This window comes from Murinocardiopsis flavida, assembly GCF_003014485.1.
Lineage (GTDB): Bacteria > Actinomycetota > Actinomycetes > Streptosporangiales > Streptosporangiaceae > Murinocardiopsis > Murinocardiopsis flavida.
Genome location: NZ_PYGA01000022.1, coordinates 79,661 through 104,967 on the forward strand (window position 1 = coordinate 79,661; position 25,307 = coordinate 104,967).

Annotated in this window: 26 protein-coding genes; 15 read left to right on the forward strand and 11 right to left on the reverse strand. The window is 69.7% G+C overall.

Annotated elements, in window-relative coordinates; translation table 11 throughout:
• Positions 1-87: 87 nt before the first annotated feature.
• Both lpdA and CLV63_RS25880 read right to left on the reverse strand, forming a co-directional pair.
• Positions 88-1,464: a dihydrolipoyl dehydrogenase gene (gene lpdA, locus CLV63_RS25875; RefSeq protein ID WP_106585820.1), complete on the reverse strand. Its 1,377-nt coding sequence runs from the start codon at positions 1,462-1,464 to the stop codon at positions 88-90.
• A gap of 93 nt (positions 1,465-1,557) precedes the next feature.
• Positions 1,558-3,042 (reverse strand): leucyl aminopeptidase, encoded by a 1,485-nt coding sequence (locus tag CLV63_RS25880; RefSeq protein WP_106585821.1) that lies wholly within the window; start codon positions 3,040-3,042, stop codon positions 1,558-1,560.
• Positions 3,043-3,340: 298 nt separating this feature from the next.
• On the opposite strand from CLV63_RS25880, the gene CLV63_RS25885 reads away from it, so the two are divergent.
• Positions 3,341-3,544, forward strand: coding sequence for a hypothetical protein (locus tag CLV63_RS25885; protein ID WP_106585822.1), 204 nt, complete (start codon positions 3,341-3,343; stop codon positions 3,542-3,544).
• Between the two features lie 247 nt (positions 3,545-3,791).
• On the opposite strand, the gene CLV63_RS25890 is transcribed toward CLV63_RS25885, so the two are convergent.
• The gene (locus tag CLV63_RS25890) at positions 3,792-4,421 is read right to left on the reverse strand and encodes a DUF3043 domain-containing protein (protein ID WP_106585823.1); all 630 of its coding nucleotides are present in this window, start codon (positions 4,419-4,421) and stop codon (positions 3,792-3,794) included.
• Between the two features lie 115 nt (positions 4,422-4,536).
• Here CLV63_RS25890 and CLV63_RS25895 point away from each other — a divergent pair, with 115 nt between their 5' ends.
• The 7 genes from CLV63_RS25895 to CLV63_RS25925 all read left to right on the forward strand — a co-directional run bounded on the left by CLV63_RS25895 (position 4,537) and on the right by CLV63_RS25925 (position 10,509).
• Positions 4,537-5,334, forward strand: coding sequence for a PspA/IM30 family protein (locus CLV63_RS25895; protein WP_106585824.1), 798 nt, complete (start codon positions 4,537-4,539; stop codon positions 5,332-5,334).
• Positions 5,331-5,615 carry a PspA-associated protein PspAA gene (gene pspAA / locus CLV63_RS25900; protein WP_106585825.1) on the forward strand — a complete coding sequence of 95 codons (285 nt, stop codon included), beginning with the start codon at positions 5,331-5,333 and terminating at the stop codon, positions 5,613-5,615. Before CLV63_RS25895 ends, pspAA begins: the two co-directional genes overlap by 4 nt.
• A gap of 231 nt (positions 5,616-5,846) precedes the next feature.
• Positions 5,847-6,782, forward strand: a complete 936-nt coding sequence (gene htpX, locus CLV63_RS25905) for a zinc metalloprotease HtpX (RefSeq protein ID WP_106585826.1) — start codon at positions 5,847-5,849, stop codon at positions 6,780-6,782.
• Between the two features lie 75 nt (positions 6,783-6,857).
• Positions 6,858-7,442, forward strand: a complete 585-nt coding sequence (gene pspAB, locus CLV63_RS25910; RefSeq protein ID WP_106585827.1) for a PspA-associated protein PspAB — start codon at positions 6,858-6,860, stop codon at positions 7,440-7,442.
• 142 nt (positions 7,443-7,584) lie between these two features.
• Positions 7,585-8,688, forward strand: a complete 1,104-nt coding sequence (locus CLV63_RS25915) for a glycerate kinase family protein (protein ID WP_106585828.1) — start codon at positions 7,585-7,587, stop codon at positions 8,686-8,688.
• Between the two features lie 239 nt (positions 8,689-8,927).
• Positions 8,928-9,278, forward strand: coding sequence for a HesB/IscA family protein (locus tag CLV63_RS25920; RefSeq protein WP_106585829.1), 351 nt, complete (start codon positions 8,928-8,930; stop codon positions 9,276-9,278).
• A gap of 256 nt (positions 9,279-9,534) precedes the next feature.
• The gene (locus CLV63_RS25925; protein WP_106585830.1) at positions 9,535-10,509 is read left to right on the forward strand and encodes a carbohydrate kinase family protein; all 975 of its coding nucleotides are present in this window, start codon (positions 9,535-9,537) and stop codon (positions 10,507-10,509) included.
• Positions 10,510-10,615: 106 nt separating this feature from the next.
• Here the strand turns inward: CLV63_RS25925 and CLV63_RS33305 are convergent, their stop codons facing one another.
• A complete protein-coding gene (locus CLV63_RS33305; protein WP_146165663.1) occupies positions 10,616-11,389 on the reverse strand; it encodes a DUF2470 domain-containing protein in 774 nt (257 codons plus the stop codon).
• 77 nt (positions 11,390-11,466) lie between these two features.
• Here CLV63_RS33305 and rpsD point away from each other — a divergent pair, with 77 nt between their 5' ends.
• Positions 11,467-12,078 (forward strand): 30S ribosomal protein S4, encoded by a 612-nt coding sequence (rpsD, locus tag CLV63_RS25935; RefSeq protein ID WP_106585832.1) that lies wholly within the window; start codon positions 11,467-11,469, stop codon positions 12,076-12,078.
• Positions 12,079-12,186: 108 nt separating this feature from the next.
• Here rpsD and CLV63_RS25940 read toward each other — a convergent pair whose 3' ends face one another.
• A complete protein-coding gene (locus CLV63_RS25940; RefSeq protein ID WP_106585833.1) occupies positions 12,187-12,423 on the reverse strand; it encodes a sulfurtransferase TusA family protein in 237 nt (78 codons plus the stop codon).
• Positions 12,424-12,882: 459 nt separating this feature from the next.
• Here CLV63_RS25940 and ctaC point away from each other — a divergent pair, with 459 nt between their 5' ends.
• The 4 genes from ctaC (at position 12,883) to CLV63_RS25960 (ending at position 17,517) form a co-directional block, all read left to right on the forward strand.
• Complete coding sequence (gene ctaC, locus CLV63_RS25945; RefSeq protein WP_449288807.1) at positions 12,883-13,758, forward strand: aa3-type cytochrome oxidase subunit II; 876 nt, start codon at positions 12,883-12,885, stop codon at positions 13,756-13,758.
• Positions 13,755-15,434: an aa3-type cytochrome oxidase subunit I gene (gene ctaD, locus CLV63_RS25950; protein ID WP_106585835.1), complete on the forward strand. Its 1,680-nt coding sequence runs from the start codon at positions 13,755-13,757 to the stop codon at positions 15,432-15,434. Before ctaC ends, ctaD begins: the two co-directional genes overlap by 4 nt.
• Positions 15,435-15,449: 15 nt before the next feature.
• Positions 15,450-15,875, forward strand: coding sequence for a cytochrome c oxidase subunit 4 (locus tag CLV63_RS25955; RefSeq protein ID WP_106585836.1), 426 nt, complete (start codon positions 15,450-15,452; stop codon positions 15,873-15,875).
• Between the two features lie 265 nt (positions 15,876-16,140).
• Positions 16,141-17,517 carry a L,D-transpeptidase gene (locus CLV63_RS25960; protein WP_211301474.1) on the forward strand — a complete coding sequence of 459 codons (1,377 nt, stop codon included), beginning with the start codon at positions 16,141-16,143 and terminating at the stop codon, positions 17,515-17,517.
• Positions 17,518-17,889: 372 nt separating this feature from the next.
• On the opposite strand, the gene qcrB is transcribed toward CLV63_RS25960, so the two are convergent.
• Genes qcrB through ctaE form a run of 4 tightly spaced genes read right to left on the reverse strand, consistent with a single transcriptional unit; the run spans position 17,890 to position 22,241 of the window.
• Positions 17,890-19,554: a cytochrome bc1 complex cytochrome b subunit gene (gene qcrB / locus CLV63_RS25965; protein WP_106585838.1), complete on the reverse strand. Its 1,665-nt coding sequence runs from the start codon at positions 19,552-19,554 to the stop codon at positions 17,890-17,892.
• Positions 19,555-19,557: 3 nt separating this feature from the next.
• On the reverse strand, positions 19,558-20,667 hold the full coding sequence (qcrA, locus tag CLV63_RS25970; protein WP_106585839.1) for a cytochrome bc1 complex Rieske iron-sulfur subunit: 1,110 nt from the start codon (positions 20,665-20,667) through the stop codon (positions 19,558-19,560).
• A complete protein-coding gene (qcrC, locus tag CLV63_RS25975; RefSeq protein WP_106585840.1) occupies positions 20,660-21,601 on the reverse strand; it encodes a cytochrome bc1 complex diheme cytochrome c subunit in 942 nt (313 codons plus the stop codon). Before qcrC ends, qcrA begins: the two co-directional genes overlap by 8 nt.
• 16 nt (positions 21,602-21,617) lie before the next feature.
• Complete coding sequence (gene ctaE, locus CLV63_RS25980; RefSeq protein ID WP_449288808.1) at positions 21,618-22,241, reverse strand: aa3-type cytochrome oxidase subunit III; 624 nt, start codon at positions 22,239-22,241, stop codon at positions 21,618-21,620.
• A 348-nt stretch (positions 22,242-22,589) separates the two neighbouring features.
• Between ctaE and CLV63_RS25985 the strand changes: the two genes are divergently transcribed.
• Together CLV63_RS25985 and trpD are read left to right on the forward strand one after the other, a co-directional pair.
• The gene (locus CLV63_RS25985) at positions 22,590-23,030 is read left to right on the forward strand and encodes a hypothetical protein (RefSeq protein ID WP_245929058.1); all 441 of its coding nucleotides are present in this window, start codon (positions 22,590-22,592) and stop codon (positions 23,028-23,030) included.
• Between the two features lie 75 nt (positions 23,031-23,105).
• Positions 23,106-24,158, forward strand: a complete 1,053-nt coding sequence (trpD, locus tag CLV63_RS25990; RefSeq protein ID WP_106585842.1) for an anthranilate phosphoribosyltransferase — start codon at positions 23,106-23,108, stop codon at positions 24,156-24,158.
• A gap of 49 nt (positions 24,159-24,207) precedes the next feature.
• On the opposite strand, the gene CLV63_RS25995 is transcribed toward trpD, so the two are convergent.
• The gene (locus CLV63_RS25995; protein ID WP_106585843.1) at positions 24,208-24,483 is read right to left on the reverse strand and encodes an Lrp/AsnC ligand binding domain-containing protein; all 276 of its coding nucleotides are present in this window, start codon (positions 24,481-24,483) and stop codon (positions 24,208-24,210) included.
• A gap of 32 nt (positions 24,484-24,515) precedes the next feature.
• Positions 24,516-25,277, reverse strand: a complete 762-nt coding sequence (locus tag CLV63_RS26000) for a rhomboid family intramembrane serine protease (protein ID WP_106585844.1) — start codon at positions 25,275-25,277, stop codon at positions 24,516-24,518.
• Between the last annotated feature and the right edge of the window lie 30 nt (positions 25,278-25,307).

Sequence of the window (25,307 nt, forward strand, 5' to 3'; positions counted from 1 at the left end):
GGCATGGGTCCCTACTTGTGAACGGGTGGAACGCTGGGAGGCGGTGGGTGGGCGGGTGCCGTACGGCACCCGCCCACCCACCGCGTGTCAGTCGTGGACGTGCAGCGGCTTGCCGGCCAGGGCGAGGTGGGCCTCGCCCATCGCCTCGGACTGGGTCGGGTGCGGGTGGATGAGCTGCGCGACCTCCGACGGCAGCGCCTCCCAGTTGTAGATCAGCTGGCCCTCGGCGATCAGCTCGCCGACGCGCGCGCCGACCATGTGCACGCCGACGACGGGGCCGTCCTTCTCGGCGATGACCTTCACGGCGCCCTGGGTCTGGAGGATCTGGCTCTTGCCGTTGCCGCCGAGGTTGTAGTTCATCTCGACGATGTCGAGCCCACGCTCCTTGGCGGTCTTGGACGTGATGCCGACCGAGGCGACCTCGGGCTCGCAGTAGGTGACCCGCGGGACACCGTCGTAGTCGATCGCCGGCGGGTTCAGCCCGGCGATCTGCTCGGCGATGAAGATGCCCTCGGCAAAGCCGACGTGGGCGAGCTGGAGGGTGGGGATGAGGTCGCCCGCGGCGTAGATGTTGCCGACGCCGGTGTGCAGGTTCTCGTCCACCATGACGAAGCCGCGCTCCAGCCGGACCCCGGCCTCCTCGTAGCCGAGGTCCTTCGACACCGGGCCGCGGCCGATGGCGACCAGCAGCACCTCGGCCTCCAGGGTCTTGCCGCCCTCAAGGGTGACGCTGACGCCGGAGCCGGTGGTCTTGACGCTCTCGAACGGCTTGCCGAGCTCGTACTTGATGCCGCGCTTGCGGAAGGCGCGCTCCAGCAGCTTGGAGCTTGACTCCTCCTCGGCGGGCACCAGGTGCGGCAGCGCCTCGACGATGGTCACCTCGGCGCCGAAGGAGCGGTACACGCTGGCGAACTCGACGCCGATGACGCCGCCGCCCAGCACGATCACCGACGAGGGGACGCTCCCCATGGTCAGTCCCTCGAAGCTGGTGATGACCTTCTCGCCGTCGATGTCCAGGCCGAGGGTCTTGGGCTCGGAACCGGTGGCCAGCAGGATGTTGCGGCCCTTGTAGACGGCGCCGTCGACGGTGACCTCGTCGGTGCCGGTGAGCCGGCCCGCGCCCTCGACGACCGTGATGCCGTGCGACTTCAGCAGGCCGGTGAGCCCCTTGAACAGGCCGTTGACGACCTTGTCCTTGTACTTGTGCACGCCCTCGATGTCGATGCTGCCGAATTCGGCCTTGACACCGAACTTCTCGCTGTCTCGGGCACTGTCGGCGACCTCGGCGGAGTGCAGCAGCGCCTTGGTCGGGATGCACCCGTAGTGCAGGCAGGTGCCGCCGAGCTTGCCCTTCTCGATCAGGGCGACGCTCTGGCCCAGCTCGGATGCTCGTATGGCGGCTGCGTAGCCGCCGCTGCCGCCGCCCAGGATGACGAGGTCGAAGGTGCCGCCGCTCTCACTCACGGGTTTGGACACTCCTTGATTGCGAATATGCGGGTGTGACGTCGTGCGCGCGGCCGGGCGCGGAAGTCAACGGCTGCCCGGCCGCGCGGATATTCAGTTCTGTGCGGCGCGCTCGGCGATGCGCACGAGCGTGCGGGTGGCCGATCCGGTACCGCCCTTGGGGGTGTAGCCGTGGGCGCCGCCCTGGTTGAACGCGGGACCCGCGATGTCGAGGTGCGCCCAGTCGACGCCGTCCTCGATGAACTCTTTGAGGAACACGCCGGCGCTGAGCATGCCGCCCCAGCGCTCGCCGGCGACGTTGGCGATGTCGGCGACGGCGGAGTCGAGGCCCTTGCGCAGCTCCTCGGGGAGCGGCATGGGCCAGGCGTCCTCGCCGGCCTCGGCCGCGGCGGCGGCGACGGAGTCGCGCACGCCGTCGTCGTTGGCCATGACCGCGAACACCCGGGTGCCGAGGGCGACGAGCTGCGCGCCGGTCAGGGTGGCGACGTCGACGATCAGGTCGGGACCGTCCTCGTGCGCGCGCACCAGGGCGTCGGCCATGACCAGGCGGCCCTCGGCGTCGGTGTTGAGGACCTCGACGGTCTTGCCGCCGTACATGGTGAGCACGTCGGAGGGCCGCTGCGCGCCGCCGCCGGGCATGTTCTCGGCGATGGCGAGGTAGCCGACGACGTTCACGGCCGGCCGCAGCCCGGCTATGGCGCGCAGCGCCGAGAGCACCGCCGCTGCGCCGCCCATGTCGGCCTTCATCCAGTCCATGGCGCCGGCCGGCTTGAGGGAAAGGCCGCCGGAGTCGAAGGTGATGCCCTTGCCGATGAACGCGATGGTGCTGGTGGCGTCGGGGTGGCTGTAGGAGAGGCGGACCAGCCGGGGCGGGTTCGCGGAGCCCTGCCCGACACCGACGATGCCGCCGTATCCGGCGTCGGCGAGCGCCTGCTCGTCGAGGGTCTCGACCTGGAGGCCGTGGTCGCGGGCGACCTCCTCGGCGATTCCGGCGAGGTCCTCGGGGTGCAGGTCGGCGGGGGCGGTGTTGACGAGGTCGCGGGCGAGGTTCACGGACTCGGCGACGATCACGGCGCGGGCGGCGGCGTCGTCGGCGCCGTCGGCGGCGCTGACGACCAGCAGCGCCTGGGCGCGCTTGTCGACGTCGTCGCCCGTGCGGTAGCGGTCGAACGCGTAGTTGCCGAGGAGGGCGCCGGTGGCGGCCGCCTCGACCTGCTCGGCGGACTCGGCCGGGAGCGCGACCGCGACGCGGGCCTTGCCTTCGACGGTGCGCAGTGCCGCACCCGCGGCGCGCGCGATGGCGGCGGTGCCGATCTCGCCCGCGGGGCCGAGGCCGACGGCGACGACGACGGGGGTCTTGAGGACGCCCTGCGCGGGGACCGTGCGGACCTCCTCGGCCGCGCCGCGGGCGCCGAGGAGCGCGAGTGTGGCGGCGAGGCCGCCGGGGAACGCGGCGTCGACGTCGCGAGCGCCCGACGCGGGCTCGGGGCCGTCGGAGCCTGAGTGGTAACCGACGACGACCGCGTCGACGTCGAGCGAACTTGGGGACTCTGAGGTGACTGACAGCGGCGTGCTCACGGTGTCGATGCTAGCCCTTGTGACGTGCCGGTGGACACGGCAGACCGGGTGAGTCGGCCCGCGTGCGGGGCCCGGCGCCCGGCCGGGGCGCCGGCGGCAGCGGCGTGGAGTGCGCGGCTGCGGGGTGGCCCGCCATCGGTCCAGGCCCCCGGGCGGTGTGCGCGCACGACCCCGGCCGGAACCGGCCGGAAGCACCCCGCATGTGAACAAATGTGACGATCGCAACATGCCCCACATCGGCGGACGCTGCGGTTAGGCTGCCCGGCAGGACGATCGTGACGGCGCTGAAGGGCGGACCATGGCGTGGACCTGGCGGTATGAGGCGGCGGACGGCGGCATTCTCGACGCCGGGCAATTCCCCGACGAGTCGTTCACCTCGCGCGGCGACGCCGAGAGCTGGCTCGGCGAGCACTGGCGCGAGGTGCAGGAGGGCGGGGCCGAGAAGGTCACCCTGCTGGAGGAGGCCACGGCGGTCTACACCATGAGCCTCGCCGAGGGGTGAGCCCGGCCGTTCGCCGCGGTACGGGGCCCGGTCGAGCCCGTTGACCTCGCCGGGGCGTGCGGCCCGCGGCGCGGCCGCGACCCTGAGTCGTCCCTGACAGGGTCGCGCCGCGGGGCCGCGCACGGCGTGCGATCGGGGCCCGACCCTGACAGGGGCGCGGGCGCCCGGAGACCGCACCGCCGCCGAACCGAAGGGGGCCGTCAGGGGGCCGTCGAAAAGAGGGCGGTGCCCCGGGGCCGGCGCCGGATCAGCGCCGGGGGGTGACCTTGTCGCCCGGCTTGACGACCGGCTTCGGCAGCCGCAGCTTCCGCATCTGGAGCTGGCGCATCGCCGCGTAGAACCCGACGCCGCGGAGGTTGTCGTCCTCGGGGTAGAGGACGACGGCGGCCTTCTTCACCTTGCGGCTGATGAGGAAGCCCTCGAACAGCATGGTGACGAGCATGACGGGCCAGATGACGTAGCTGACGATGAGCTGGTACTCGGGGCTCAGCACGAACAGCGCCACGATGATGACCAGCGAGAAGATCAGGAAGAACTCGCTGATGCTGCGCCGGGAGTCGGCGACGTCGCGCGCGTAGGCGCGGGCCGGGCCGAGGTCCTGGCGCCGGTAGTAGCGGTCGTCGCCCTTGGCGTAGCCCTCGCGGACCCGCTTGTCGCGGGTCTTCTGGCGGTCGCGGTACTGGCGGTACGCCTCCTTGCGGGTCTGCGGGGCGTTCAGCGGGCGGCGCAGGCTCTGTTCGGACTCCCTGCGCTTGGGCGTTGCCGCCCCTTTCTTCGGGGTATACCCCTTGCGCTGGGCGGCCTCTGCGGGCTCGGTGTCAACAGAGCCGGGCTGGGCCTGCTCTTCGGATGCGGAAGCGGAACGACGTCGGAACACCCCTTCAGGGTAGCCGGTCGGCCCTTCATGGCGACCGCTCGCCGTAGCGCGTAGGCTTTGGTCCAGCGCCTGCTGGGAACAGCCGATACGGACCGAGAAGAGGACGGCCGCGCCGATGAGCGTGTTTCAGCGACTTTCGATGATTTTCAAGTCCAAGGCCAGCAAGGCCCTGGACAATGTCGAGGATCCAAGGGAGACCCTCGATTACTCGTACCAGAAGCAGCTCGAACTGCTCCAGAAGGTCCGGCGGGGTGTGGCCGACGTCGCCACCTCGCGGAAGCGGGTGGAACTGCAAATCCAGCAGTTGCAGACCCAGTCGGGGAAACTGGAGACCCAGAGCCGGGCCGCGCTCACACAGGGCCGCGAGGATCTCGCGCGCGAGGCCCTCACGCGCCGGTCCGGCCTCGACTCCCAGATCGACGGCCTGCGTCAGCAGCATGAGCAGTTGCAGGGCGAGGAGCAGAAGCTGACCCTCGCCGCGCAGCGCCTCCAGGCCAAGGTCGACTCCTTCCGCACCCGGAAGGAGACCATCAAGGCCACCTACACCGCAGCCCAGGCCCAGACCCAGATCAGCGAGGCGTTCTCGGGCATCTCCGAGGAGATGGGCGACGTCGGCATGGCGGTGCAGCGGGCCGAGGACAAGACCGCCGAGATGCAGGCCCGTGCCGGGGCGGTCGACGAACTGCTGGCCTCCGGTGCGCTCGACGACGTCACCGGCAGCAGCAAGGACGACATCCAGTCCGAGCTCGACCGCATGGCCAGCACCAGCGGGGTCGAGCTGGAGCTGGAGCGCATGAAGCAGGAGATCGGCCAGGGCAGCGGGGGCGGTTCGGCCCCGCAGATCGAGGGCGGCCAGAACGGGTCGACCAACTCCGGCCAGGTGCAGCCCTACCGCCAGGGGGAGGGGGCATGATCGTCCGGATCATGGGAGAGGGTCAGCTCGACCTCTCCGACGCCGACCTCGGCGTCCTCAACACCTTCGACGCCACCTTGGAGGCGGCGATCGAGTCGGGGAACGAGGAGACCTTCCGCCAGGCGCTGCACGAGCTGCTCGGCAAGGTGCGTCAGGACGGCAAGCCGCTGCCGCCCGACTCCCTTGAGCCGTCGCAGTTCATCCTTCCCCATGCCGATGCCGGCATGGAGGAGGTGCGCGCCATGCTCGGCGACGAGGGGCTCATCCCCGGACCGAACTGAGACACCGGTCCGCGCGTCCGGCACGGAGGCGCGGCTGTTTTCCCGGGCGAAGCTGGTTCCGACGGCCGCCGTGGTCCCGACCACGGCGGCCGTCGCCGCCTCCACTGCCGCCGCGGGCCGGTTCCCTCCAGCGTGTTTCGGATTTATCACACCACCACCTGCATAAACTCGTCCGTTGTACGGAACCGCGCACCGGAGCGGACCGTTGTATGCGGTGAAAGGCGGTGCAACGTGGCAGGCTCGAAGTTCATCCCCGACCGGGGGCTGACCAACCGCATGGTGCTGACCATGGGGCTGCTGCTCCTGGTCTACATCATCTTCATCGCGGCGCTCATCGTTGTGGGCATGCCGTGGTGGCTCGTCCTGGTGGTGGTCCTCGGCTTCGCCGCGTTCCAGTACTTCGGCTCCGACAAGATCGCCATGTATTCGATGGGGGCCCGCGAGGTCACCCCCGAGCAGGCGCCCGAACTGCATGCGATCATCGACCGGCTGTGCGCCATGGCCGACATGCCCAAGCCGAAGGTCGCCATCGCCCAGACCGACGTCCCCAACGCGTTCGCCACCGGCCACAACGAGAAGAACGCCGTGGTCTGCGCCACGACCGGCATCCTGCGGCGGCTCGACAACGCCGAACTCGAGGCCGTGCTTGCGCACGAGCTGTCGCACGTCGCGCACCGCGACGTCATGGTCATGACGATCGCCGGGTTCCTCGGCATCATCGCCGGGTTCCTCACCCAGATGGGCCTGCGGTTCGTGGCGTTCGGCGGGGGCGGCCGCAACAACCAGAACAACCCCGCCCTCATCGCGCTCGCCGTGGTGCTGGTGAGCGCGATCGTCTGGGCGCTGAGCTTCGTGCTGACCCGGGCGCTCTCGCGGTACCGGGAGCTGTCGGCCGACCGCGCCGCCGCCTACCTGACCGGGCGCCCCTCGGCCCTCGGCAGCGCCCTCACCAAGATCACCGGCGACATGGCGCGGATCCCCAGCAACGACCTCCGCAAGGCCGAGCCGTTCAACGCGTTCTTCTTCACCCCCGCCACCTCCAAGAAGGGGTTCTCCATCAGCACCCTGTTCGCCACCCACCCGCCCATGGAGCAGCGGCTCGCGCAGCTGGGCGACATCTCCCGCCAGCTCGGGCAGGGCGGCGGGCCGGCGGGGGCCGTCGAGTAGCGGCGCGGCGGCGCACAATGGTCCACAGGAGAACGACCCGGTGCGAACAACCCAGTGCATGAGGGGACGACGACCATGAGCTTTCTGCGGGCGCTGCTGGGCAGGTCCAAGCCTGCCAAACCCGACCTCGACCGGCTGTTCGGACTGCCCTCGGCGGCGGTGACCCTCGACGCCGCGGCCGGGTTCACCCCCACCGGGACCGGCTCCGTGGCGTTCCGCGCGGCCGAGGGCCGGGCGTTCGCCGACCTGGAGAAGGAGATCACCGCGCTCCTCGACGCCGACAACGGCCCGCCGGTGGAGCAGCAGCGCGACGAGTACGGCTACACCTGGCTGGTGGTGCGCAGCGGGTCGACCGACTCGATGGACATCAGCGACCTGGTGACCGACCTGCACGCCGTCAACTCCTCGCTGGAGCACGCCGGGTTCGGGCCGTCGCTGCTCTGCTCGCTGGTGGGCTTCTCCGACGACAGCGGCCGCCGCTTCGCGCTGGTGTACCTGTACAAGCGCGGCACGTTCTACCCGTTCGCCCCGCAGCCGGGCCAGCGGCGCGACAACGCGCTCGAATTGCAGATGGCCGCCTATGTCGGCAACGACCTCCAGGTGGAGGAGGACAAGTCGCGCTGGTTCCCGGTCTACGGCGCCCCCGGCCTGACCGGCTGACACCGGTACGCAGCCGCGGCACACCGGCGCCGTAGTTCCATGAAGCCGTAGTTCCGTGAAACGGAAACGAATTACCGAAATACGGAGGAATCCGCGGCCCCGGTCTAGTGCTCCGCGGCGCCGGGCGGGCACACTGGGCACCGTGCGTATCGTTATTGCCCCTGACAAGTTCGCCGGGACCCTGAGCGCCATCGAGGCGGCCCGCGCGGTCGCCGACGGCTGGCGCGACACCGTCCCCGACCTCGACGCCCAACTCATCCCGCTCTCCGACGGCGGGCCGGGGTTCGTCGAGGTCCTGCACGCCGCCCTCGGCGGCACGACCGTCGGCATCGACGTCACCGGCCCCCTGGGCGACCCCGTCGCGGCCGAGTACCTGCTGGTGGACGACACCGCTTACATCGAGAGCGCCCAGGCGTGCGGCCTGCACCTCGTTCCCGAGGACCGGCGCGACCCCGGGCGCACCACCACCGCCGGGGTCGGCGAGCTCATCGCCCACGCCATCGGGGCGGGCGCGCGCAGCGTCGTCGTGGGCCTGGGCGGCAGCGCCACCAACGACGGCGGCGCCGGCCTGCTCGCGGCCCTCGGCGCGGCCCCGGCCGACGGGCTCGCCGCCGGCGGCGGTGCGCTCGGCGCGCTGCCCGGCGGCGTCGACCTGTCCGCCGCCGTCGCCGCCACCAAGGGCGTCCGCCTGGTCGCGGCGACCGACGTCGACAACCCGCTGCTCGGCATCCACGGAGCGAGCGCGGTCTTCGGCCCGCAGAAGGGCGCCGACGACGACCAGGTGCAGCGCCTCGACGCGGCGCTCGCGGTCTTCGCCGACGCCACCGACCCCTCCGGCGCGCTGCGCGCCACCCCCGGCGCCGGCGCGGCCGGCGGCCTGGGCTACGCCCTGCTGCTGCTCGGCGGGACCGTGGAGTCCGGCGTCTCACGCGTCCTGGCGGCTGTCGACCTCGCCGGGCAGGTCGCGTCGGCCGACGTCGTGATCACCGGTGAGGGCTCCTTCGACTTCCAGTCGCTGCGGGGCAAGCTCCCGCACGGTGTCGCGCGGACGGCGACCGAGCAGGGCGTCCCCTGCATCGTCCTGGCCGGGCGGGTGACGGTCGGCCGCAGGGAGGCCGCCGCCGCGGGGATCAGCGAGATGTACTCGCTGGTGGAGTCGGCGGGGTCGGCCGAGGCCGCGCTCAGCCGCTCGGCCGCGGAACTGCGGATTCTCGCCGCCCGCGTCGCCGGGCTGTGGCAGCGCTGAACCCCTGCGCACAGGGCGTCGCGGCCGATCGCGGGCCGATCCGCGGGGCGATCTGCGGGGCGACCGGTGCGTCGCGCGATGGCGATGTGGCCCGCGACGACCTAACCTGGGGGGCAACAGGAAGAAGCGTCCGCGCTCGCGACGGGGAACGGCAAGGAATGTCCCGCCGCGCCACGATGTTGTTCGATGTCGAGGTCGCCGTGCGGCCGCCACCCCTTTTTTTTACAGGAGCTATGCAGATGACGGTTCAGAGCGAGGCCACCGCACAGGGGATCCACCTGACGGACGGGGCGGCAGGCAAGGTCAAAGCACTCCTTGACCAGGAGGGGCGTACCGACCTCAGGCTTCGCGTCGCCGTACAGCCCGGCGGCTGCTCGGGGCTGCGCTACCAGTTGTTCTTCGACGAGCGCGAGCTCGACGGCGACGTCACGGCCGACTTCGGCGGCGTCGAGGTCGTCACCGACCGCATGAGCGCCCCCTACCTCATCGGGGCGACGGTCGACTTCGTCGACACCATCGAGAAGCAGGGCTTCACGATCGACAACCCCAACGCCACCGGCTCCTGCGCCTGCGGCGACTCCTTCAACTAGGCAGGGGGTCGTCCGGGAGCGGCCCGTTCGCGGCCGCGCCCCGGCGCCGCCCGGAGCCCGGTCCGCTGCGGCCGGACCCCGCTGCGAAGGCCCGTGCGGTCCACCGCACGGGCCTTGTCATGTGTCTTGTCATGGGCCCGGCGCGCCACGTCGTGCGACCGCTCGGGCACACCAAGCACTGGCGCCTCCGAGAGCAGTCGGTACTCTTAGGGTTCATCCGCTCGTCCCGAACCCCCGACCCAAGGAGCCCTCCGCAGTGCGCATCGCGGTTACCGGATCCATCGCCACCGATCACCTGATGACCTTCGACGGACGGTTCGCCGAACAGCTCATCGCCGACCAACTGGAGCAGGTCTCGCTGTCCTTCCTGGTCGACGAGTTGAACGTGCGGCGCGGGGGAGTCGCCGCGAACATCACCTTCGCAATGGGCCGCCTGGGCCTCACCCCCCTCCTCGTGGGCGCCGCCGGCGGCGACTTCGCCGAGTACCGGTCCTGGCTCGACCGCCACGGGGTCGACACCTCAGCGGTGCACATCTCCGAGATCCGCCATACGGCGCGCTTCGTGTGCACGACCGACCGCGACCACAACCAGATCGCGTCCTTCTACGCCGGGGCCATGGCCGAGGCCCGCAACATCGAGCTCGGCGCCGTCGCCGAGCGGCACGGCGGCCTCGACCTCGTGCTGATCGGCGCCGACGACCCCGAGGCGATGCTGCGCCACAGCGACGAGTGCCGCGCCCGCTCGTTCCCCTTCGCCGCCGACCCCTCGCAGCAGCTCGCCCTCATGGAGGGTCCCGAGGTCCGCCGCCTGGTCGAGGGCGCCCGGTACCTCTTCACCAACGAGTACGAGAAGGCGCTCTGCGAGCAGAAGACCGGGTGGAGCGACCAGGAGGTGCTCGAACGGGTGGGCACCCGCCTCACCACCCTCGGCGCCAAGGGCGTGCGCATCGACCGCGACGGCGAGCCGCCGCTGCACGTCCCCGCGGCCGCCGTCAAGGTCCAGGTGGAGCCCACCGGTGTGGGCGACGCGTTCCGCGCGGGCTTCCTCGCCGGGGTCTCCTGGGGGCTGGGGCTCGAACGCAGCGCCCAGGTCGGCAACGCCATGGCCGTGCACATCCTCGAGGTCGACGGCCCGCAGGAGTACACGGTCTCCAAGGAGAGCCTGCTGGAGCGGTTGGCCACCTCCTACGGCGACGACTCCGCCGCCGAGGTCGAACCGCACCTCGCCTGATCCCGCCGCGACCGTGGGGCCCCGCCGCGCCTGCGGCGGGGCCCCACGCGCGTCGGGGGCCGGGGGAGCCCGGCCCCCGACGCGCGTGGGACGCGGGGGCGCGGGTTCAGCGGGCCGCGCCGCTGCCGGTGAGCAGGTCGCCCAGCGCCTGCCTGAGGGCGTGCGGGTCGCCGGCGCGTGCGCTCCACGGCACCCGAACGAGGACCGGGTGGGACCCGCTGTACGGGGCCACCCACAGGGTGGCGCCCCGGGAGTCGAGCTCCCACAGCCAGGTCGAGCCGTCGGGGACGTCGGCGACGCCCCGCGCGGCGGCGGCGAGCTCGTCGCGGTGGCAGTCGTTGGCGTGGCCGAGGAGGCGTTCGGCCGCGTCGGTCAGCGGATCGGGGCGGGCGGCGCGGAAGAGGTCGCCGTCGATCACCCCCGCGGTGTCGTAGGTGGCGTAGAACACCAGCGTCGGCGCGATTCTGACCAGCAGCGGAGCATCCGTTCCCGGATCGCGGTCGACCGCGCTGATCAGGTCCTCCTCAGGGGTCCGCTCCCACACGGCGAGGGCTGCGGCGCGGCGCTCGTGGGGCGGAACGGCGGACAGCCATCCTTCGCACCACAGCCGAGCGCGTACAGTAGGTGTCTGACCCACATGCCGCAGCGCGGAGAGGTCGACGCTGACCGCAAGGTCGGGGCATTCGTGCAGGGTCGCCCATGGCAGCTCGTGCAATGGGTGTCCCGTGTCGATCTTCAGTACCACGCGACCGGCATGATCGACTGCCCCACGCACGCTGAAACGCGCGCTGGGATCGTCTGCCATCGCCACCGTGGTCGGGGTCGCCGTGGTGGCGAGGGAACGGATCCGCTCGACTTCGGGCGGACTGGGCTGTCGCATGACACCTCCTAGACTTAGGCAAGCCTTACCTAGGATTCCCGTTTTTTCAAGTGACCGTGAAGACGGAGGACTTTGCAATGCGCTACACCGGACCCAAGGTGCGGTTGTCCCGGCGCGCCGGCACCCCGCTGACCCGTAAGGCGGTCAGCTACTTCGAGAAGCGGCCGTACCCCCCGGGTGAGCACGGCCGCCGCGTCCGTCGCTCCACCAGCGACTACGCCGTTCGCCAGGCCGAGAAGCAGAAGCTGCGCTGGTACTACGACCTCAGCGAGAAGCAGCTCGCGAAGGTCTACGAGAACGCCAAGAAGCGTTCCGGCCGTACCGGTGAGGAGATGATCTCCGACCTGGAGCTGCGCCTGGTGACCGTCGTGCTGCGGGCGGGCTTCGCCGCCTCGATCTACGCCGCGCGCCAGTTCGTGAACCACGGCCACATCACGGTCGACGGCAAGAAGGTCGACATCCCGTCGTACGTGGTCAAGCCGGGCCAGATCATCGGCGTCCGGGAGAAGTCCCGGACCATGGTGCCGTTCGTCGAGGCCGCCGAGGGCGTCCACGCCGACGACAAGATCGCGGGCTTCCTCGCGGTCAGCCACAAGGACCTGCGGATCGCCGTGGTCGACCGGCCCAAGCGCGAGCAGGTGCCGGTGCCCTTCGACGAGCAGCTCGTCGTGGAGTACTACGCGCGCTGATCAGCACCACCGCGTGCAGTGGCAGGGGCCGTCCGAGTCATCGGGCGGCCCTTCGCCGTGTCGGGCCCCCGCCTCCGGGCGTTCGGGCACCGGCCCGCACAGGCAGGGCTAGTACATGCGCCGAATGTGGTAGGCGCTGCCCTGGTGCAGCGGCACCTCGGCCACGAACTCCTGGAGCTTCATCCGGCACCACGAGGGGATGTCGGCCTGCGCCGCGGGGTCGTCGGCGGTCACCGCGATGACGGACCCGATCGGCACCTCGCGGATGCGCCCCGCGAGCATGATGATCGGGATCGGGCACTTGCGTCCGATCGCGTCGATGGTCAGCACCGGCTGATCAGCCACCAGCGACTCCTTTGAACCGAGGCCGCCCCGGGCGCCGGGGCGGTCCGCACCGCTCCCTCCATCCTTCCTTACCCGCCGCGGGTGCTAAACGGCACCCGGTTCGGGGGTCGGCCGACCCAGCGATACGCTCGCTGTAGTCCGCTCGTGGACGGGAATCCCGCAGGCACCGTGGCAGCGTGAGGGGCCCGCCCCCGGCGGACCGAGGCCGTCACGACGGCCGAGGAGACGATCGCGGACCGTCCCCGCAAACGGGGCGCCGCACGCCAACCAGGGGCGCCCCGTGGGCACCGGTCCGAGGCACAGGGCGCCCGGCACGCGAGCCGGGCCGACGCAACACGCTGACCTGAGCAGACCCCTGATCGGCCGCGGCGACAGTTCGCGATAATGTTTCCCCTTGACAATCTTTGGACACACCAATGCCCGCGCGCACCGCGGGCATCACCGCTGGGAAGGCAATCCGTGAGTCCGACCCGCCATAGGAATCGGCGCTCCGCGCTGCGCCGATGGGTACCACGTGGCGCGGCGCTGGCCGCGTTGGGCATAGCCGCGACCGGCTGCGCGTCGAACGAGTACACCCGCTTGGGTGTGCCGGAGCCCATCACCGAGCAGGCCGATCGCGTCCTCGCGCTCTGGCAGGGCTCCTGGGTGGCGGCGTTCGCGGTCGGCATTCTCGTGTGGGGGCTGATCGTCTGGACGGTCATCTTCCACCGCAAGCGCTCGGAGAAGCTGCCGCCGCAGGTGCGGTACAACATGCCCATCGAGGCGCTCTACACCGTCCTGCCGATCGTCATCATCTCGGTCCTGTTCTACTTCACCGCGCGTGACCAGAGCATCCTGATGGAGACCGAGGAGAAGGCCGACGTCAACATCGAGGTCGTCGGCTTCCAGTGGAGCTGGCAGTTCCGCTACCTCGACGAGAAGGGACCCGCGGGCGAGCCGCTGGCCGTCGAGGGCATCCCCGGCGAGGACCCCACCCTGGTGATCCCGAGCGGCCAGGTCGTGAACTTCAAGCTCAACTCGCCCGACGTCATCCACTCCTTCTGGATCCCCGCGTTCCTGTTCAAGATGGACGTCATCCCCGGCCAGGAGAACGAGTTCCAGGTCAAGGTCAAGGAGGGCGTCGAGGGCGAGTTCGCCGGCCGCTGCGCCGAGCTGTGCGGCGCCGACCACTCCCGGATGCTGTTCAACGTCGAGGTCGTCGACCCCGCCGACTACGACGACCGCATCAACGAGCTCCGCAAGGAGGCGGTCGAGGCCGAGGAGCCCGTCACGGAGCAGGAGGGCGAGCCCGCTCCGTCCGCCGAGCCGAGCCCAGAGGAGGCAGGCCAGTCATGACCTCGGTCAACGAGTCGAAGACCGCGGTCGCGACCGCGGCGCGGCCACAGCCCAAGGGCTCGATCATCGTCAGCTGGCTGACGTCGACCGACCACAAGGTCATCGGGTACATGTACCTGATCACCTCGTTCGGGTTCTTCCTCTTCGGCGGGATCCTCGCCCTGCTCATCCGGGCCGAGCTGTTCTCGCCCGGCATGCAGCTCATGACCGGTGAGCAGTTCAACCAGCTGTTCACCATGCACGGCACGATCATGCTGCTGATGTTCGCGACCCCGCTGTTCGTCGGGTTCTCCAACATCATCATGCCGCTGCACATCGGCGCCCCCGACGTCGCGTTCCCGCGCATCAACCTGTTCGGGTACTACCTGTTCCTGTTCGGCAGCCTCATCGCCGTGGGCGGGTTCCTGACCCCGGGCGGCGCGGCCAGCTTCGGCTGGTTCGCCTACACACCGCTGTCCGACGCGGTGCGGTCGCCGGGGCTCGGCGGGGACCTGTGGCTCCTCGGCCTCGCGGTCAGCGGCCTGGGCACCATCCTCGGCGCGGTCAACTTCATCACCACCGGCCTGTGCATGCGCGCGCCCGGCATGACGATGTTCCGCATGTCGATCTTCTCCTGGAACACGATGCTGACCAGCGTGCTGGTCCTCATCGCCTTCCCGGTCCTCACCGCGGCCCTGATCGCCCTGGGCGCCGACCGGATGATCGGCACGCACGTGTTCGACCCAGCGCACGGCGGCGCGATCCTCTGGCAGCACCTCTTCTGGTTCTTCGGCCACCCGGAGGTCTACATCATCGCCTTGCCGTTCTTCGGCATCGCGACGGAGATCCTGCCGGTGTTCAGCCGCAAGCCGATCTTCGGCTACAAGACCCTGGTCGCCGCGACCATCGCCATCACCGGCCTGTCGGTCACCGTGTGGGCGCACCACATGTTCCCCACGGGCGCGGTCCTGCTGCCGTTCTTCTCCTTCATGTCGTTCCTCATCGCGGTGCCCACCGGGGTGAAGTTCTTCAACTGGATCGGCACGATGTGGCGCGGGCAGCTCACCTTCGAGTCGCCCATGCTCTTCGTCATCGGCTTCCTGGTGACCTTCCTGTTCGGCGGGCTCACCGGCGTGCTGCTGGCGTCGCCGCCCATCGACTTCCACGTCACCGACTCCTACTTCGTGGTGGCCCACTTCCACTACGTCGTGTTCGGCACGGTGGTGTTCGCGATGTTCGCCGGCTTCTACTTCTGGTGGCCCAAGTTCACCGGCAAGATGCTGAACGAGCCCCTCGCGAAGATCCATTTCTGGCTGCTGTTCTTCGGCTTCCACGGCACGTTCCTCGTCCAGCACTGGCTGGGCGCCGAGGGCTTTCCGCGCCGCTACGCCGACTACCTGCCCGAAGACGGGTTCACCGCGCTCAACCAGATCTCCTCGGTGAGCTCCTTCGTGCTGGGCGCGTCGACGCTGATCTTCTTCTGGAACGTGTGGATCACCGCGAAGAACGCGCCGAAGGTCGAGGTCGACGACCCGTGGGGCTACGGCTGCTCGCTGGAGTGGGCGACCTCCTGCCCGCCGCCGCGGCACAACTTCGTGTCGCTGCCGCGGATCCGCTCGGAGCGTCCGGCGTTCGACCTGCACCACCCGCACGCCGCCGCACCCGGTGCGGCTCCCGAACCGGTCGGCTCGAAGTAGTAGGGCGCGTACACCATGAAGATGCAGGCATACCTGTTTATGGCGGTCTCGACCTTCTTCGGGGCTGTCGCGGTCATCTACGCGTACTGGTCGTGGGTCGCCGAGAACCGCATCGAGTGGACCGGCACGGTCGCGCTCACCGTCGGTGTCGGGTTCGGCTGGATGATCGGGTTCTGGCTGTGGCAGGCCGCCCGCCGCAGCGAGCGCACCCACGGGCCGGCGCCCGAGGAGCGCCTCGACGGCGAGATCGCCGACAACGCCGGCGAGTTCGGGTTCTTCAGCCCGCACAGCTGGTGGCCGCTGTTCGTCGCCATGGCAGTGGCGTGGACCGCGGTGGGCGTCGCCATCGGCTGGTGGATGGTGTTCGTCGGCTTCCTGGCGATCATCCTGACCGCCATCGGCTGGGTCTTCGAGTACTACCGAGGCGAGTTCCAACACTGAGAACGACGCGGAAGGACACCTCCCGATAACGGAGTCCTTTCGATCCGCCCCGGCAGGGTGACGATTCCACTGTGTTCGTTGCCCTGCCGGGGTATTGTCGTTGGGCGGCTCCTTACCCCACGGGGCTACCCCCGTCATTTCGGCCGCTCTAATCCCATTTTCTTGGAAACTTTTTCGCTCGGCGGCGCGTCTCACCGGACGGTCCATTTCTGGATGCCGAGTCAGGACGTTGGAGGTCGCACGCGTGAAGGGCAGCGCATTCCCTATGAAGACCCGACGGCTGGGGGTCGGGCTCGCGAGCCTGGCGCTCGTCGTCTCCGCTGCCGCGTGTACCGGTGAGGGCGCCGACGCCACCGGGGCCGAGGGCGGCGGATCCGATCCGGTCAAGGTGCAGATCGCGCCGGAGGACGGCGCGAAGAAGGTCCGCCCCGATCTTCCCGTCACGGTCACCGCCGACAACGGCGAGGTCAAGACCGTCAAGATCACCCAGAGCGGCGGGGCGGCCGACGAGAAGGAGAGCCCCGAGGGCGAGGGCGGCGGCAAAAAGGCCACGGCCGAGCTGAACGACGTCAAGGGCAGCCTGAACAAGGACAAGACCGAGTGGGTCAGCACGCAGACCCTTGTTCCGGGCGCCGACATCAAGGTCACCGCCACCGCCGAGAACGGCGACGGTGAGGAGACCGAGGTCGTCAGCGAGTTCAGCGCCGAGGCCGCCACCGACGGCAAGAAGCTCGAAGTGCAGTCGAACTTCCCGCAGAGCGGCGAGACCGTCGGTGTCGGCATGCCCGTCATCGTCAACTTCGACCTCCCGGTGACTAACAAGTTGCAGGTCGAGAACGCCATCGAGGTCGTCTCGGAGGAGCCGGCCGAGGGCGCCTGGAACTGGTTCGGCGACAAGATGGCGGTGTTCCGCCCGAGCGAGTACTGGAAGCCCGAGCAGAAGGTGCACGTCAACATGCGCCTGGCAGGGGTCCAGGCGGCCGATGGGGTCTACGGCGTCAAGAACCAGCGCCTCGACTTCGAGGTCGGCCGCGAGCAGATCACCACGATCGACGACAAGTCGCACCAGATGGTGGTCGAGCGCGACGGCAAGGAGATCAAGGACTTCCCCATCAGCAACGGCGACGCCTCCACGCTGAAGTACACCACCACCAGCGGTGTCCACCTGACCATGGAGAAGTACGCCCACCTGGTCATGGACTCCGCGACCGTCGGCGTCCCCAAGGGCCACCCCGACTACTACAAGCTCGACGTCAACTGGGCGGTGCGCTTCTCCAACAGCGGCGAGTTCACCCACGCCGCGCCGTGGAACGGCTCGCTGGGCCAGGCGAACATGAGCCACGGCTGCACCAACATGAGCACCGCCGACGCCAAGTGGTTCCACGACGAGTCGCTCATGGGCGACCCGTTCATCGTCGAGGGCACGAAGCGCGAGCTCGAGGTCGACAACGGCTGGGGCTACTGGCAGCGCTCGTGGGACGAGTGGCTGGAGCACAGCAAGACCGGCAAGGCCGACAAGACCGACGACGAGGGCACCCCCGGGGCGTCCACCAGCAAGCCCGAGAACGGCGAGAAGGAGAACGCCGAGAGCGGCGAGAAGGACCAGAAGGACGACAAGGAGTCCGCGGGCGCCGGCAACTAGGCGCCCCCGCCCAGGTCCCCAACGGCGCCCCGCAAGCCTCTCAGAGGCCGCGGGGCGCCGTCGTGCGCCACGGGCGTGCGCGGCCCCCGGCCCCGACGCCCCGCGGGGCGCAGGCGTGTGGGGGCAAGGGCGTCCCTGGCCACTTGGGACCGTTCCTAGGCTGCGCAAGGCTTTCCGGCAGCCTTGCCCAGGTGGGCTGTTGGAAGGGCGTTCTCGGCATTCTCCTCTGTGCTGGGTCGAGGTCTGCGGGGGAGCGGTGGTCTGCGGCGATGCGTACGGGGCCGAAGAAGGGCATGGAGAACGCGGAAGGCCCGGCCGGAAGACCCCGCTTGTGGGGTTCCGGCCGGGCCTTTCCGGGCCTCAGGAGGTGCGTCAGGGCGTCCTGACGGTCTCCGACCTGTCGTGCTCCTCCGCTGCGTCCTCGAACCCGTCGTGGTGCAGGTGGTGGCCGCTGTTCGGCCGCACACCGTCGAAGGAGACGTTGTCCTTCGTGTACCAGTGGGCGAGGCCTTCGCGCAGGCGACCCATGATGCTGCGCTTGGCGGGCGACTCGACACCGTTCTCGTCCGTGGCGTCGACGTCGATGCGCGGCAGCGGCTTCTTGCTCTGCAACACGTGCACCATGTTCTCCGAGGACTCCTTGTGGACCTCGATGAACTCACCGCTCGGCAGCTGCTGGATCGTGCCGCTCTCGTACCCGTGCTCCAGGGTTTCGCGGTCGCGGCGTTGCAGACCCAGGCAGATCCGCTTGGCGATGATGAACGCGAGAACCGGCCCGACAAGCACGGCCACCCGGAATATGTAGGTGGTCGTGTACAGGCTGATGGAGAACGTGTGCGACAGGATGTCGTTCGATCCGGCCAGCCAGAGCACGCCGTAGAACGTGATGGCGGCGACGCCGAGCCCCGTGCGGGTGGGGGCGTTGCGCGGGCGGTCGGCGACGTTGTGGGGACGCCGGTCGCCGGTGATCCACGCCTCGATGAACGGCCACACCATCGGCCCCGTGAACACCAGACCCATGATGCCGAGACCGGGGACGAGCACCGCCGTGGGTATCGCATAACCCGCGATGTTGACGTCGAACCAGTTCGGGAAGATCCGCAGCGACCCTTCCAGGAAGCCCATGTACCAGTCGGGCTGGGTGCCCGCGCTGATGGACGTGGGACTGAACGGGCCGAACAGGTGGATCGGGTTGATCTGCACGAACGCGGCGAGCCCCGCGATGATCGCGAAGGTGAAGAAGAAGAACCCGCCGGCCTTCACGGCGAACGCCGGGAACATCGGCGCGCCGATGTTCTTCTTCTCCGTCTCCTTGGCGCCGGGGTACTGCGTGTGCTTCTGGTGCCACAGGATCATGAAGTGCGCGGCGATGAGCGCGAGCAGCACGGCGGGGATCACCAGGATGTGCAGCGAGTACAGCCGCGGGATGATCAGGTCGCCGGGGAACTCCCCGCCGAACAGGAACATCGAGACGTAGGTGCCCACCAGCGGCAGCGACATCATGACGCCCTGGAGGATCCGCAGGCCCATGCCCGAGGGCAGGTCGTCGGGGAGCGAGTAGCCGAAGAGGCCCTCGATCGTCGCCAGCATGAAGATGGTGGCGCCGATGACCCAGTTGATCTCGCGCGGCTTGCGGAAGGCCCCGGTGAAGAAGACCCGCAGCATGTGGAACACCAGCGAGGCGACGAAGATCAGCGCCGCCCAGTGGTGGACCTGGCGCATGAACAGGCCGCCGCGCACGTCGAACGTGAGGTGCAGAGTGGACTCGTAGGCCCTGCTCATGCCCACGCCGTTGAGGCGCTGGTAGGAGCCGTCGTAGGTGACGTGCTCCATGCTCGGGTCGAACCACAGGGTCAGAAAGACCCCGGAGAGCAGCAGGATGATGAACGAGTAGAGCGCGATCTCGCCCAGCATGAACGACCAGTGGGTCGGGAAGACCTTGCGCAGGTTCTTCTCGCCCATTTTGGCCAGGTGGAACCGGTCGTCGATGAAGTTGCCGACGCCGCGCAGTGCCTTGGGAGGTTCGTTGGCGTTCATGTTCTAGGCACCCCTCTCCGCATCCCAGAACGTGGGTCCGGGTGCGCTGGAGAAGTCTCCGCCGGCGACCAGGAAGCCCTCATCATCCACTGTAACCGGGAGCTGCGGGAGCGGCCGGTGGGCCGGGCCGAAGACGATTTCGGCGCCGTTGGCGGCGTCGAACGTCGACTGGTGGCACGGGCACAGGATGCGGTGGCTGGTCCGCTCGTACAGCGCAGCGGGGCAGCCCACGTGCGTGCAGATCTTGGAGTAGGCCACGATCCCCTTGTGCGTCCAGTTGAGCCGTTCCATCTCCGGGTTGAAGTCGTCCTCGGGCATCCTGATCAGCAGGATGACCGATTTGGCCTGTTCGTTGAGGCTCAACCCGTGCGCGTGCTCCGGGTCGGACTCATCGTGCTTCGGCAGCGCGGTGATCATCCCGCCGGGCTCGTTCTCCAGGTCGGCTTCCCGGATTTCGTGGTCGGTCCCCTCGACCACCATCCGCATGCCCTTGCGCCAGATGGTGTGGTGCAGCTTGTCGCCGGGGAGCGGCCCGGTGTCGCGCAGGAGCACGATGGGCGCGAGCCCCAGCGGGGCCATGGCGAGCAGCAGGGTGCGCCGCATCAGCTTGCGCTTGATGAACCCGCTCTCGTGCGCGCCGCGCATGAAGAAGTCGCCGAACGACGCCTTCTCCGTGGGCGCCGACGGGAACTCGTCGTAGGGGATCGCGACCTCGTAGTGCGGCATGACCTGCCGCACCCACACGGTCATCCCCGCGCCGATGGCGAACAGCGCCAGCGCGATGGTGCCGCCGATCGCCATGTTGGCGTACTGCGCCGTCGCCGGATCGGCGATGCTCGGTTCGTCCTGCGCGTTCGGGTGGAAGTAGAAGTACGCGACGAAGAAGCCCACACCGGCCAGGAAGGCGACGAAGAACCACAGCGCCGCGACCTTCTCGCCCCTGCGCTGCACCTCCTCGGGCCACACGTGGGTCTCATCGGCCGGGTACGGCCCCTGGTGCTCGCCGTGCGCGTCTGCGTTCGGGCCGACCAGGGTCTCGGAGTCGCCGCCGGTGGGCGTGCCGATGACCCTGCCGTTGTCGGCGTCGTCGTTGGTGTTGTTGTGATCAGTCATGGGAACGCTGCTTCGCGGTAATCCAGATCGCGCACGCAACGATCAGGCTGATGCCGATGGTCCAACCGATGAACCCTTCGGCCACCTGCCCGACCCTGCCGAGCGCGAAGGGGCCACCTGCGTCGGGCTCCTCCTGGAGGTCGTTCACGTAGGCGATGATGTTCTGCTTGTCCTCGGCCGAGACGGTCGCGTCGTTGAAGACGGGCATCGCGCCGGGGCCGGTGAGCATGGCCTCGTAGAGCTGGCGGGGCGACGCCTCGTGCAGCTCGGGGGCCCAGCGGCCGTCGGTCAGCGCGCCGCCTGCCCCGGACCAGCTGTGGCAGTGCGCGCAGTTGGTCAGGTACAGCTTCATGCCGGCTTCGGTGTCGCTGTTGGAGGTGTAGGACGCGAAGGCCTCGTCGTACTCCTCCTTGGCCTTCTCGAACGCCTTCTCGCCCTCGTGGTCGGACGGGAACTGGTTGCGTTCGGGGGCGGTGGCCGGCACCAGGTCCTCTTCGGGGACCTTCGGGCCGTCGTCGCCGAACTCGTCCTCGTAGAAGGCGACGAGGTCGTCGATCTCGTCCTGGGTGAACGCCGGGTACTTGCGGGGCATCTGCTTGTCGGCGTTCATGGACGGCATGCGTCCCGTGCTCACCTGGAAGTCGACGGCGGCACCGCCGACGCCGATGAGTGAGGGCACGTCGGTGTCGCCGACGCGCTTGCCCTCGGCGTTCTTGCCGTGGCACGAGGCGCAGCTCTGGGCGAAGATCTCCTTGCCCTGGGCGAGGTCGATCTTGCCGTCGCTGCGCTCGGGTGCCGCCTGGTCCTGCTGCGCTTCCGCGCGGTCAGCGGTGGGCGCCAGGAAGGTGTAGCCCACGCCGAAGACGACCAGCGCGAGGATGACGACGACATACCCCGCCAGGGGATGCCGCCGCCGCGCGGTTATCCATTTCACGGTTTCCCCGTTCGGGTCACTGAAGGAAGTAGATGGTTGCGAACAAAGCGATCCAGACCACGTCGACGAAGTGCCAGTAGTAGGACACGACGATCGCGCTGGTGGCCTGCTGGTGGGTGAAGCGCTTCGCGGCGTACGTGCGTCCCAGCATGATGAGGAACGCGATCAGCCCACCGATCACGTGGAGACCGTGGAAACCCGTGGTGAGGAAGAACATCGAGCCGTAGGCACTGGACTGCAAGGTGAGTCCGTGGTGCACGAGTTCGTAGTACTCGTACGCCTGGCCGAGGACGAAGAACAGGCCCATGAGGAACGAAATGACGAACCACATACGGAGCTTCCGCACATCACCGCGCTCGGCGGCCCAGACGCCCGCCTGCGCGGTGAAGCTGGAGGCCACCAGGACAACAGTGATGACGAGGGCGAGCGGAACGTTCAGTTCCACCTGGGGCCAGGGCCCCAGTGCTTCGTCGCCCTTGGTCACCGATCGGATGGTGAAGTACATCGCGAACAGCGCTGCGAAGAACATGAGCTCGTTGGCGAGCCACACGATGGTGCCAACGCTCACCAGGTCAGGACGCTTGGCCGCACCATGTATCGGTGTCGGTGCTATTTCTTGTTTCGCGGTTGCTGTCGCCACGTCTGCATTATTGCGGTATCCGGCGGGGTCTGCTGCCCGACCCCCCGAAACGCGCCGTACGGCATGTCGGAACTGCCCCCTCGGGGACCCCCTGCGGGGGGCCAGAGGCATTGCCTGCGGCCTCTCGCCCCCTCGGATGACCCCCGAGAGAGTGTTGAGGCATTGCCTATGGCCTGTCACCCCTCGGGAATCCTGTGGGGGGCGAGAGGCCGTGCCTATGGCCCCGTGCCCCCTCGGATGACCCCCGAGAGAGCGTGAGGCAATAGGCTCTACGGCATCGAAGGCGGTCGGTCCCGGCACCACCCGGGCGCGCGGCCGGCGATTACCGGAGTTTAAGGACGGTCGACCATGGGCACGAGCGGCGCGCAACCCGACGAGCGGACCACCCCGATGAAGGTCCTCCTCTTCAGCGATGACGCCGGTGTGCGCGAACAGGTGCGGCGCGCCGTGGGCCGCCGTCCCGCCGCCGATGTGCCCAAGGTCGAGTTCGTCGAGTGCGCCACAGCGCCCGCCGTCATGAAGCGCCTCGACGCCGGCGGCATCGACGTCGCGATCTTCGACGGCGAGGCGCAGCCGGCCGGCGGCATGGGCGTGTGCCGCCAGGCGAAGGACGAGATCTACCGGTGCCCCCCGGTCCTGCTGCTCATCGGGCGGCGCGACGACGGCTGGCTGGCCACCTGGTCGCGCGCCGACAAGGTCGTCGCCCACCCCATCGACCCCGTCGCCATCGCCGAGTCCCTCGCCGAGCTCATGCGCGCCCGCGCCGCGGGGCTCGCGGCGACGCCGTGACCCCCTGACCGGACCCTGGCGCCGCCCGGCCGCGCGCAGGGCCCGCTGTGTCGCACCGCCCTCTTGAGGAAGCCCATGAACGCCGCACGAACCACCTGGTCCGATCTGATCAACGCGCTGCTCTCCGGTGCGACCCTCGCCGCGGCCGAGACCGAGTGGGCGATGAACGAGATCATGTCGGGGTCGGCCACGGACGCCCAGATCGCGGGGTTCGCCATCGCGCTGCGCGCCAAGGGCGAGACCGTCGAGGAGGTCACCGGCCTCGCCGACGGCATGCTCGACAACGCCGTCCAGATCGGTGTGCCCGGCACCACGCTCGACATCGTCGGCACCGGCGGCGACCAGGCGCACACCGTCAACGTGTCGACCATGGCGGCGATCGTCGCGGCGGCCACGGGCGTCCGGGTGGTCAAGCACGGCAACAGGGCGGCGTCATCGTCGTGCGGGACCGCCGACGTCCTGGAGCGGCTCGGTGTGGTCATCGACCTCGCCCCGCGGTACACGGCGCGGGTCGCGGAGGAGGCGGGGATCACCTTCTGCTTCGCGCCCCTGTTCCACCCGTCGTTGCGCTACGCGGCGAAACCGCGCCGGGAGCTCGCGGTGCCGACCGTGTTCAACTTCCTCGGCCCGCTCACCAACCCCGCCCGGACGACCGCCGCGGCCGTGGGCGTGTTCGACCCCGGAATGAGCGAGGTCATCGCCGGGGTGTTCGCCCGCAGGGGCATGTCGGCCGTTGTGTTCCGCGGCGACGACGGCCTCGACGAGCTCACCACGACCACCACGTCCACGGTGTGGACGGTCCACGACGGCGCGGTGCGGCGCGAGGTGCTCGACCCGGCGGGACTGGGGATCGAGCGGGCCGCGCCCGACGCGCTGCGCGGCGGCGACGTCGAGTACAACGCCGCGGTCGTCCGCGACATGGTGGCGGGCGCCGCGGGGCCGGTGCGCGACGCGGTGCTGCTCAACGCCGCCGCGGGGGTCGCGGCGGCGCGCGGCGTGGGCGGGTCGCTCGCCGATGCGCTGCCCGACGCGCTCGCCGCGGCCGCCGAGGCGGTCGACAGCGGAGCCGCGGCCGCCCTGCTCGACCGGTGGATCGAGACCAGCCAGTCCTACGCCAAGGCGTCCTGAACCCCGCTCGCCGCTCCGCGGCCCGGGCGGCCCGAGGCGGGCGGCCGGCTCACATTCCCAGCGAGAACGCCGCTTCGAGGTCGTGCTGGGAGTAGGTGTGGAACGCGATGTGGGTGTCGGAGCTGAGGACGCCGGGGACCTTGTTCACCCGGCCGGGGATGACCTCGGCGAGTTCCTCGTGCTCGCGCACGCGGACGACCGCGATCAGGTCGATCCCGCCCGTGACCGAGTAGACCTCGCTGACACCCTCGATCGCGGCGATCGCCTCGGCGACCTCGGCGATGCGGTCGACGTCGGCCTTGATCAGAACGATCGAGGTGATCACTGGGCTCCTCAGAGTCGGTGCGTGCCGCGGGGTCAGTGGACGTCGGAGAGCCGCGCCCCGGCGCGCCAGCGTATCCGGTAGATGAGCAGGCCGGCCACGACCCCGGCGACGAAACCGTACACATGGGCGGCGTAGGCGACGGAGTCGCCCTCGCCGCCGGACGCCGTGCTGCCGACGTAGAGCAGGTACTGGAGCAGGAAGTAGGTGGCGACGAGCACCCAGCCGGGCAGCCGCACCGGGATGATCCCGAAGACCAGGGTGACGACCCGGCTGCGGAACTGCACGACGAGGTAGGCGCCGAGGACACCGGAGATGGCGCCGGAGGCGCCGACCATGGGCACCTCGACGGGCCCCTGGCTCAGCGCGAAGCCGTAGCAGGCGGCGACGCCGGTGCCCACGTACAGGGCGAGGTAGCGCAGGCGGCCGAGCCGGTCCTCGACGCAGGGGCCGAAGACGAACAGGTAGACCATGTTGCCGAGCAGGTGCGCGACCCCGGCGTGCAGGAACATGGAGGTGAGTGCGGACACCCAGGGGAGCTTTGCGAAGTCGCCGCCGGGGCACTCGGTGGCGCCGGTGAGCTGCACACCGGTGAGCAGCTCCTTGGGGATCGCCGCCCAGTGGAGGGTGTAGATCTCCATGGCGCAGACCCGCTGGAACGCCTCGCCGCCGTACCAGGTGGCCATGTTCGACATGGGCGACAGCAGGTACACCGCGACGTTGGCAGCGATGAGCAGGTAGGTGACGACGGGGACCCGGCGGACCGGGTAGTCGTCGCTGAGGGGCAAACCCGCCATCGGCTGTGGGTACCGTTCTTCCTCGTTCGC

Coding starts and splice junctions, on each gene's coding strand:
- pspAB (WP_106585827.1), top strand. CDS start 6,858: ATGAGCTTTCTGCGGGCGCTGCTGGGCAGGTCCAAGCCTGCCAAACCC.
- CLV63_RS25960 (WP_211301474.1), top strand. CDS start 16,141: ATGAAGACCCGACGGCTGGGGGTCGGGCTCGCGAGCCTGGCGCTCGTC.
- CLV63_RS25920 (WP_106585829.1), top strand. CDS start 8,928: ATGACGGTTCAGAGCGAGGCCACCGCACAGGGGATCCACCTGACGGAC.
- CLV63_RS25895 (WP_106585824.1), top strand. CDS start 4,537: ATGAGCGTGTTTCAGCGACTTTCGATGATTTTCAAGTCCAAGGCCAGC.
- trpD (WP_106585842.1), top strand. CDS start 23,106: ATGAACGCCGCACGAACCACCTGGTCCGATCTGATCAACGCGCTGCTC.
- rpsD (WP_106585832.1), top strand. CDS start 11,467: ATGCGCTACACCGGACCCAAGGTGCGGTTGTCCCGGCGCGCCGGCACC.
- CLV63_RS25985 (WP_245929058.1), top strand. CDS start 22,590: ATGGGCACGAGCGGCGCGCAACCCGACGAGCGGACCACCCCGATGAAG.
- CLV63_RS25885 (WP_106585822.1), top strand. CDS start 3,341: ATGGCGTGGACCTGGCGGTATGAGGCGGCGGACGGCGGCATTCTCGAC.
- CLV63_RS33305 (WP_146165663.1), bottom strand. CDS start 11,389: ATGCGACAGCCCAGTCCGCCCGAAGTCGAGCGGATCCGTTCCCTCGCC.
- CLV63_RS26000 (WP_106585844.1), bottom strand. CDS start 25,277: ATGGCGGGTTTGCCCCTCAGCGACGACTACCCGGTCCGCCGGGTCCCC.
- qcrB (WP_106585838.1), bottom strand. CDS start 19,554: ATGAACGCCAACGAACCTCCCAAGGCACTGCGCGGCGTCGGCAACTTC.
- ctaD (WP_106585835.1), top strand. CDS start 13,755: ATGACCTCGGTCAACGAGTCGAAGACCGCGGTCGCGACCGCGGCGCGG.
- pspAA (WP_106585825.1), top strand. CDS start 5,331: ATGATCGTCCGGATCATGGGAGAGGGTCAGCTCGACCTCTCCGACGCC.
- CLV63_RS25955 (WP_106585836.1), top strand. CDS start 15,450: ATGAAGATGCAGGCATACCTGTTTATGGCGGTCTCGACCTTCTTCGGG.
- qcrA (WP_106585839.1), bottom strand. CDS start 20,667: ATGACTGATCACAACAACACCAACGACGACGCCGACAACGGCAGGGTC.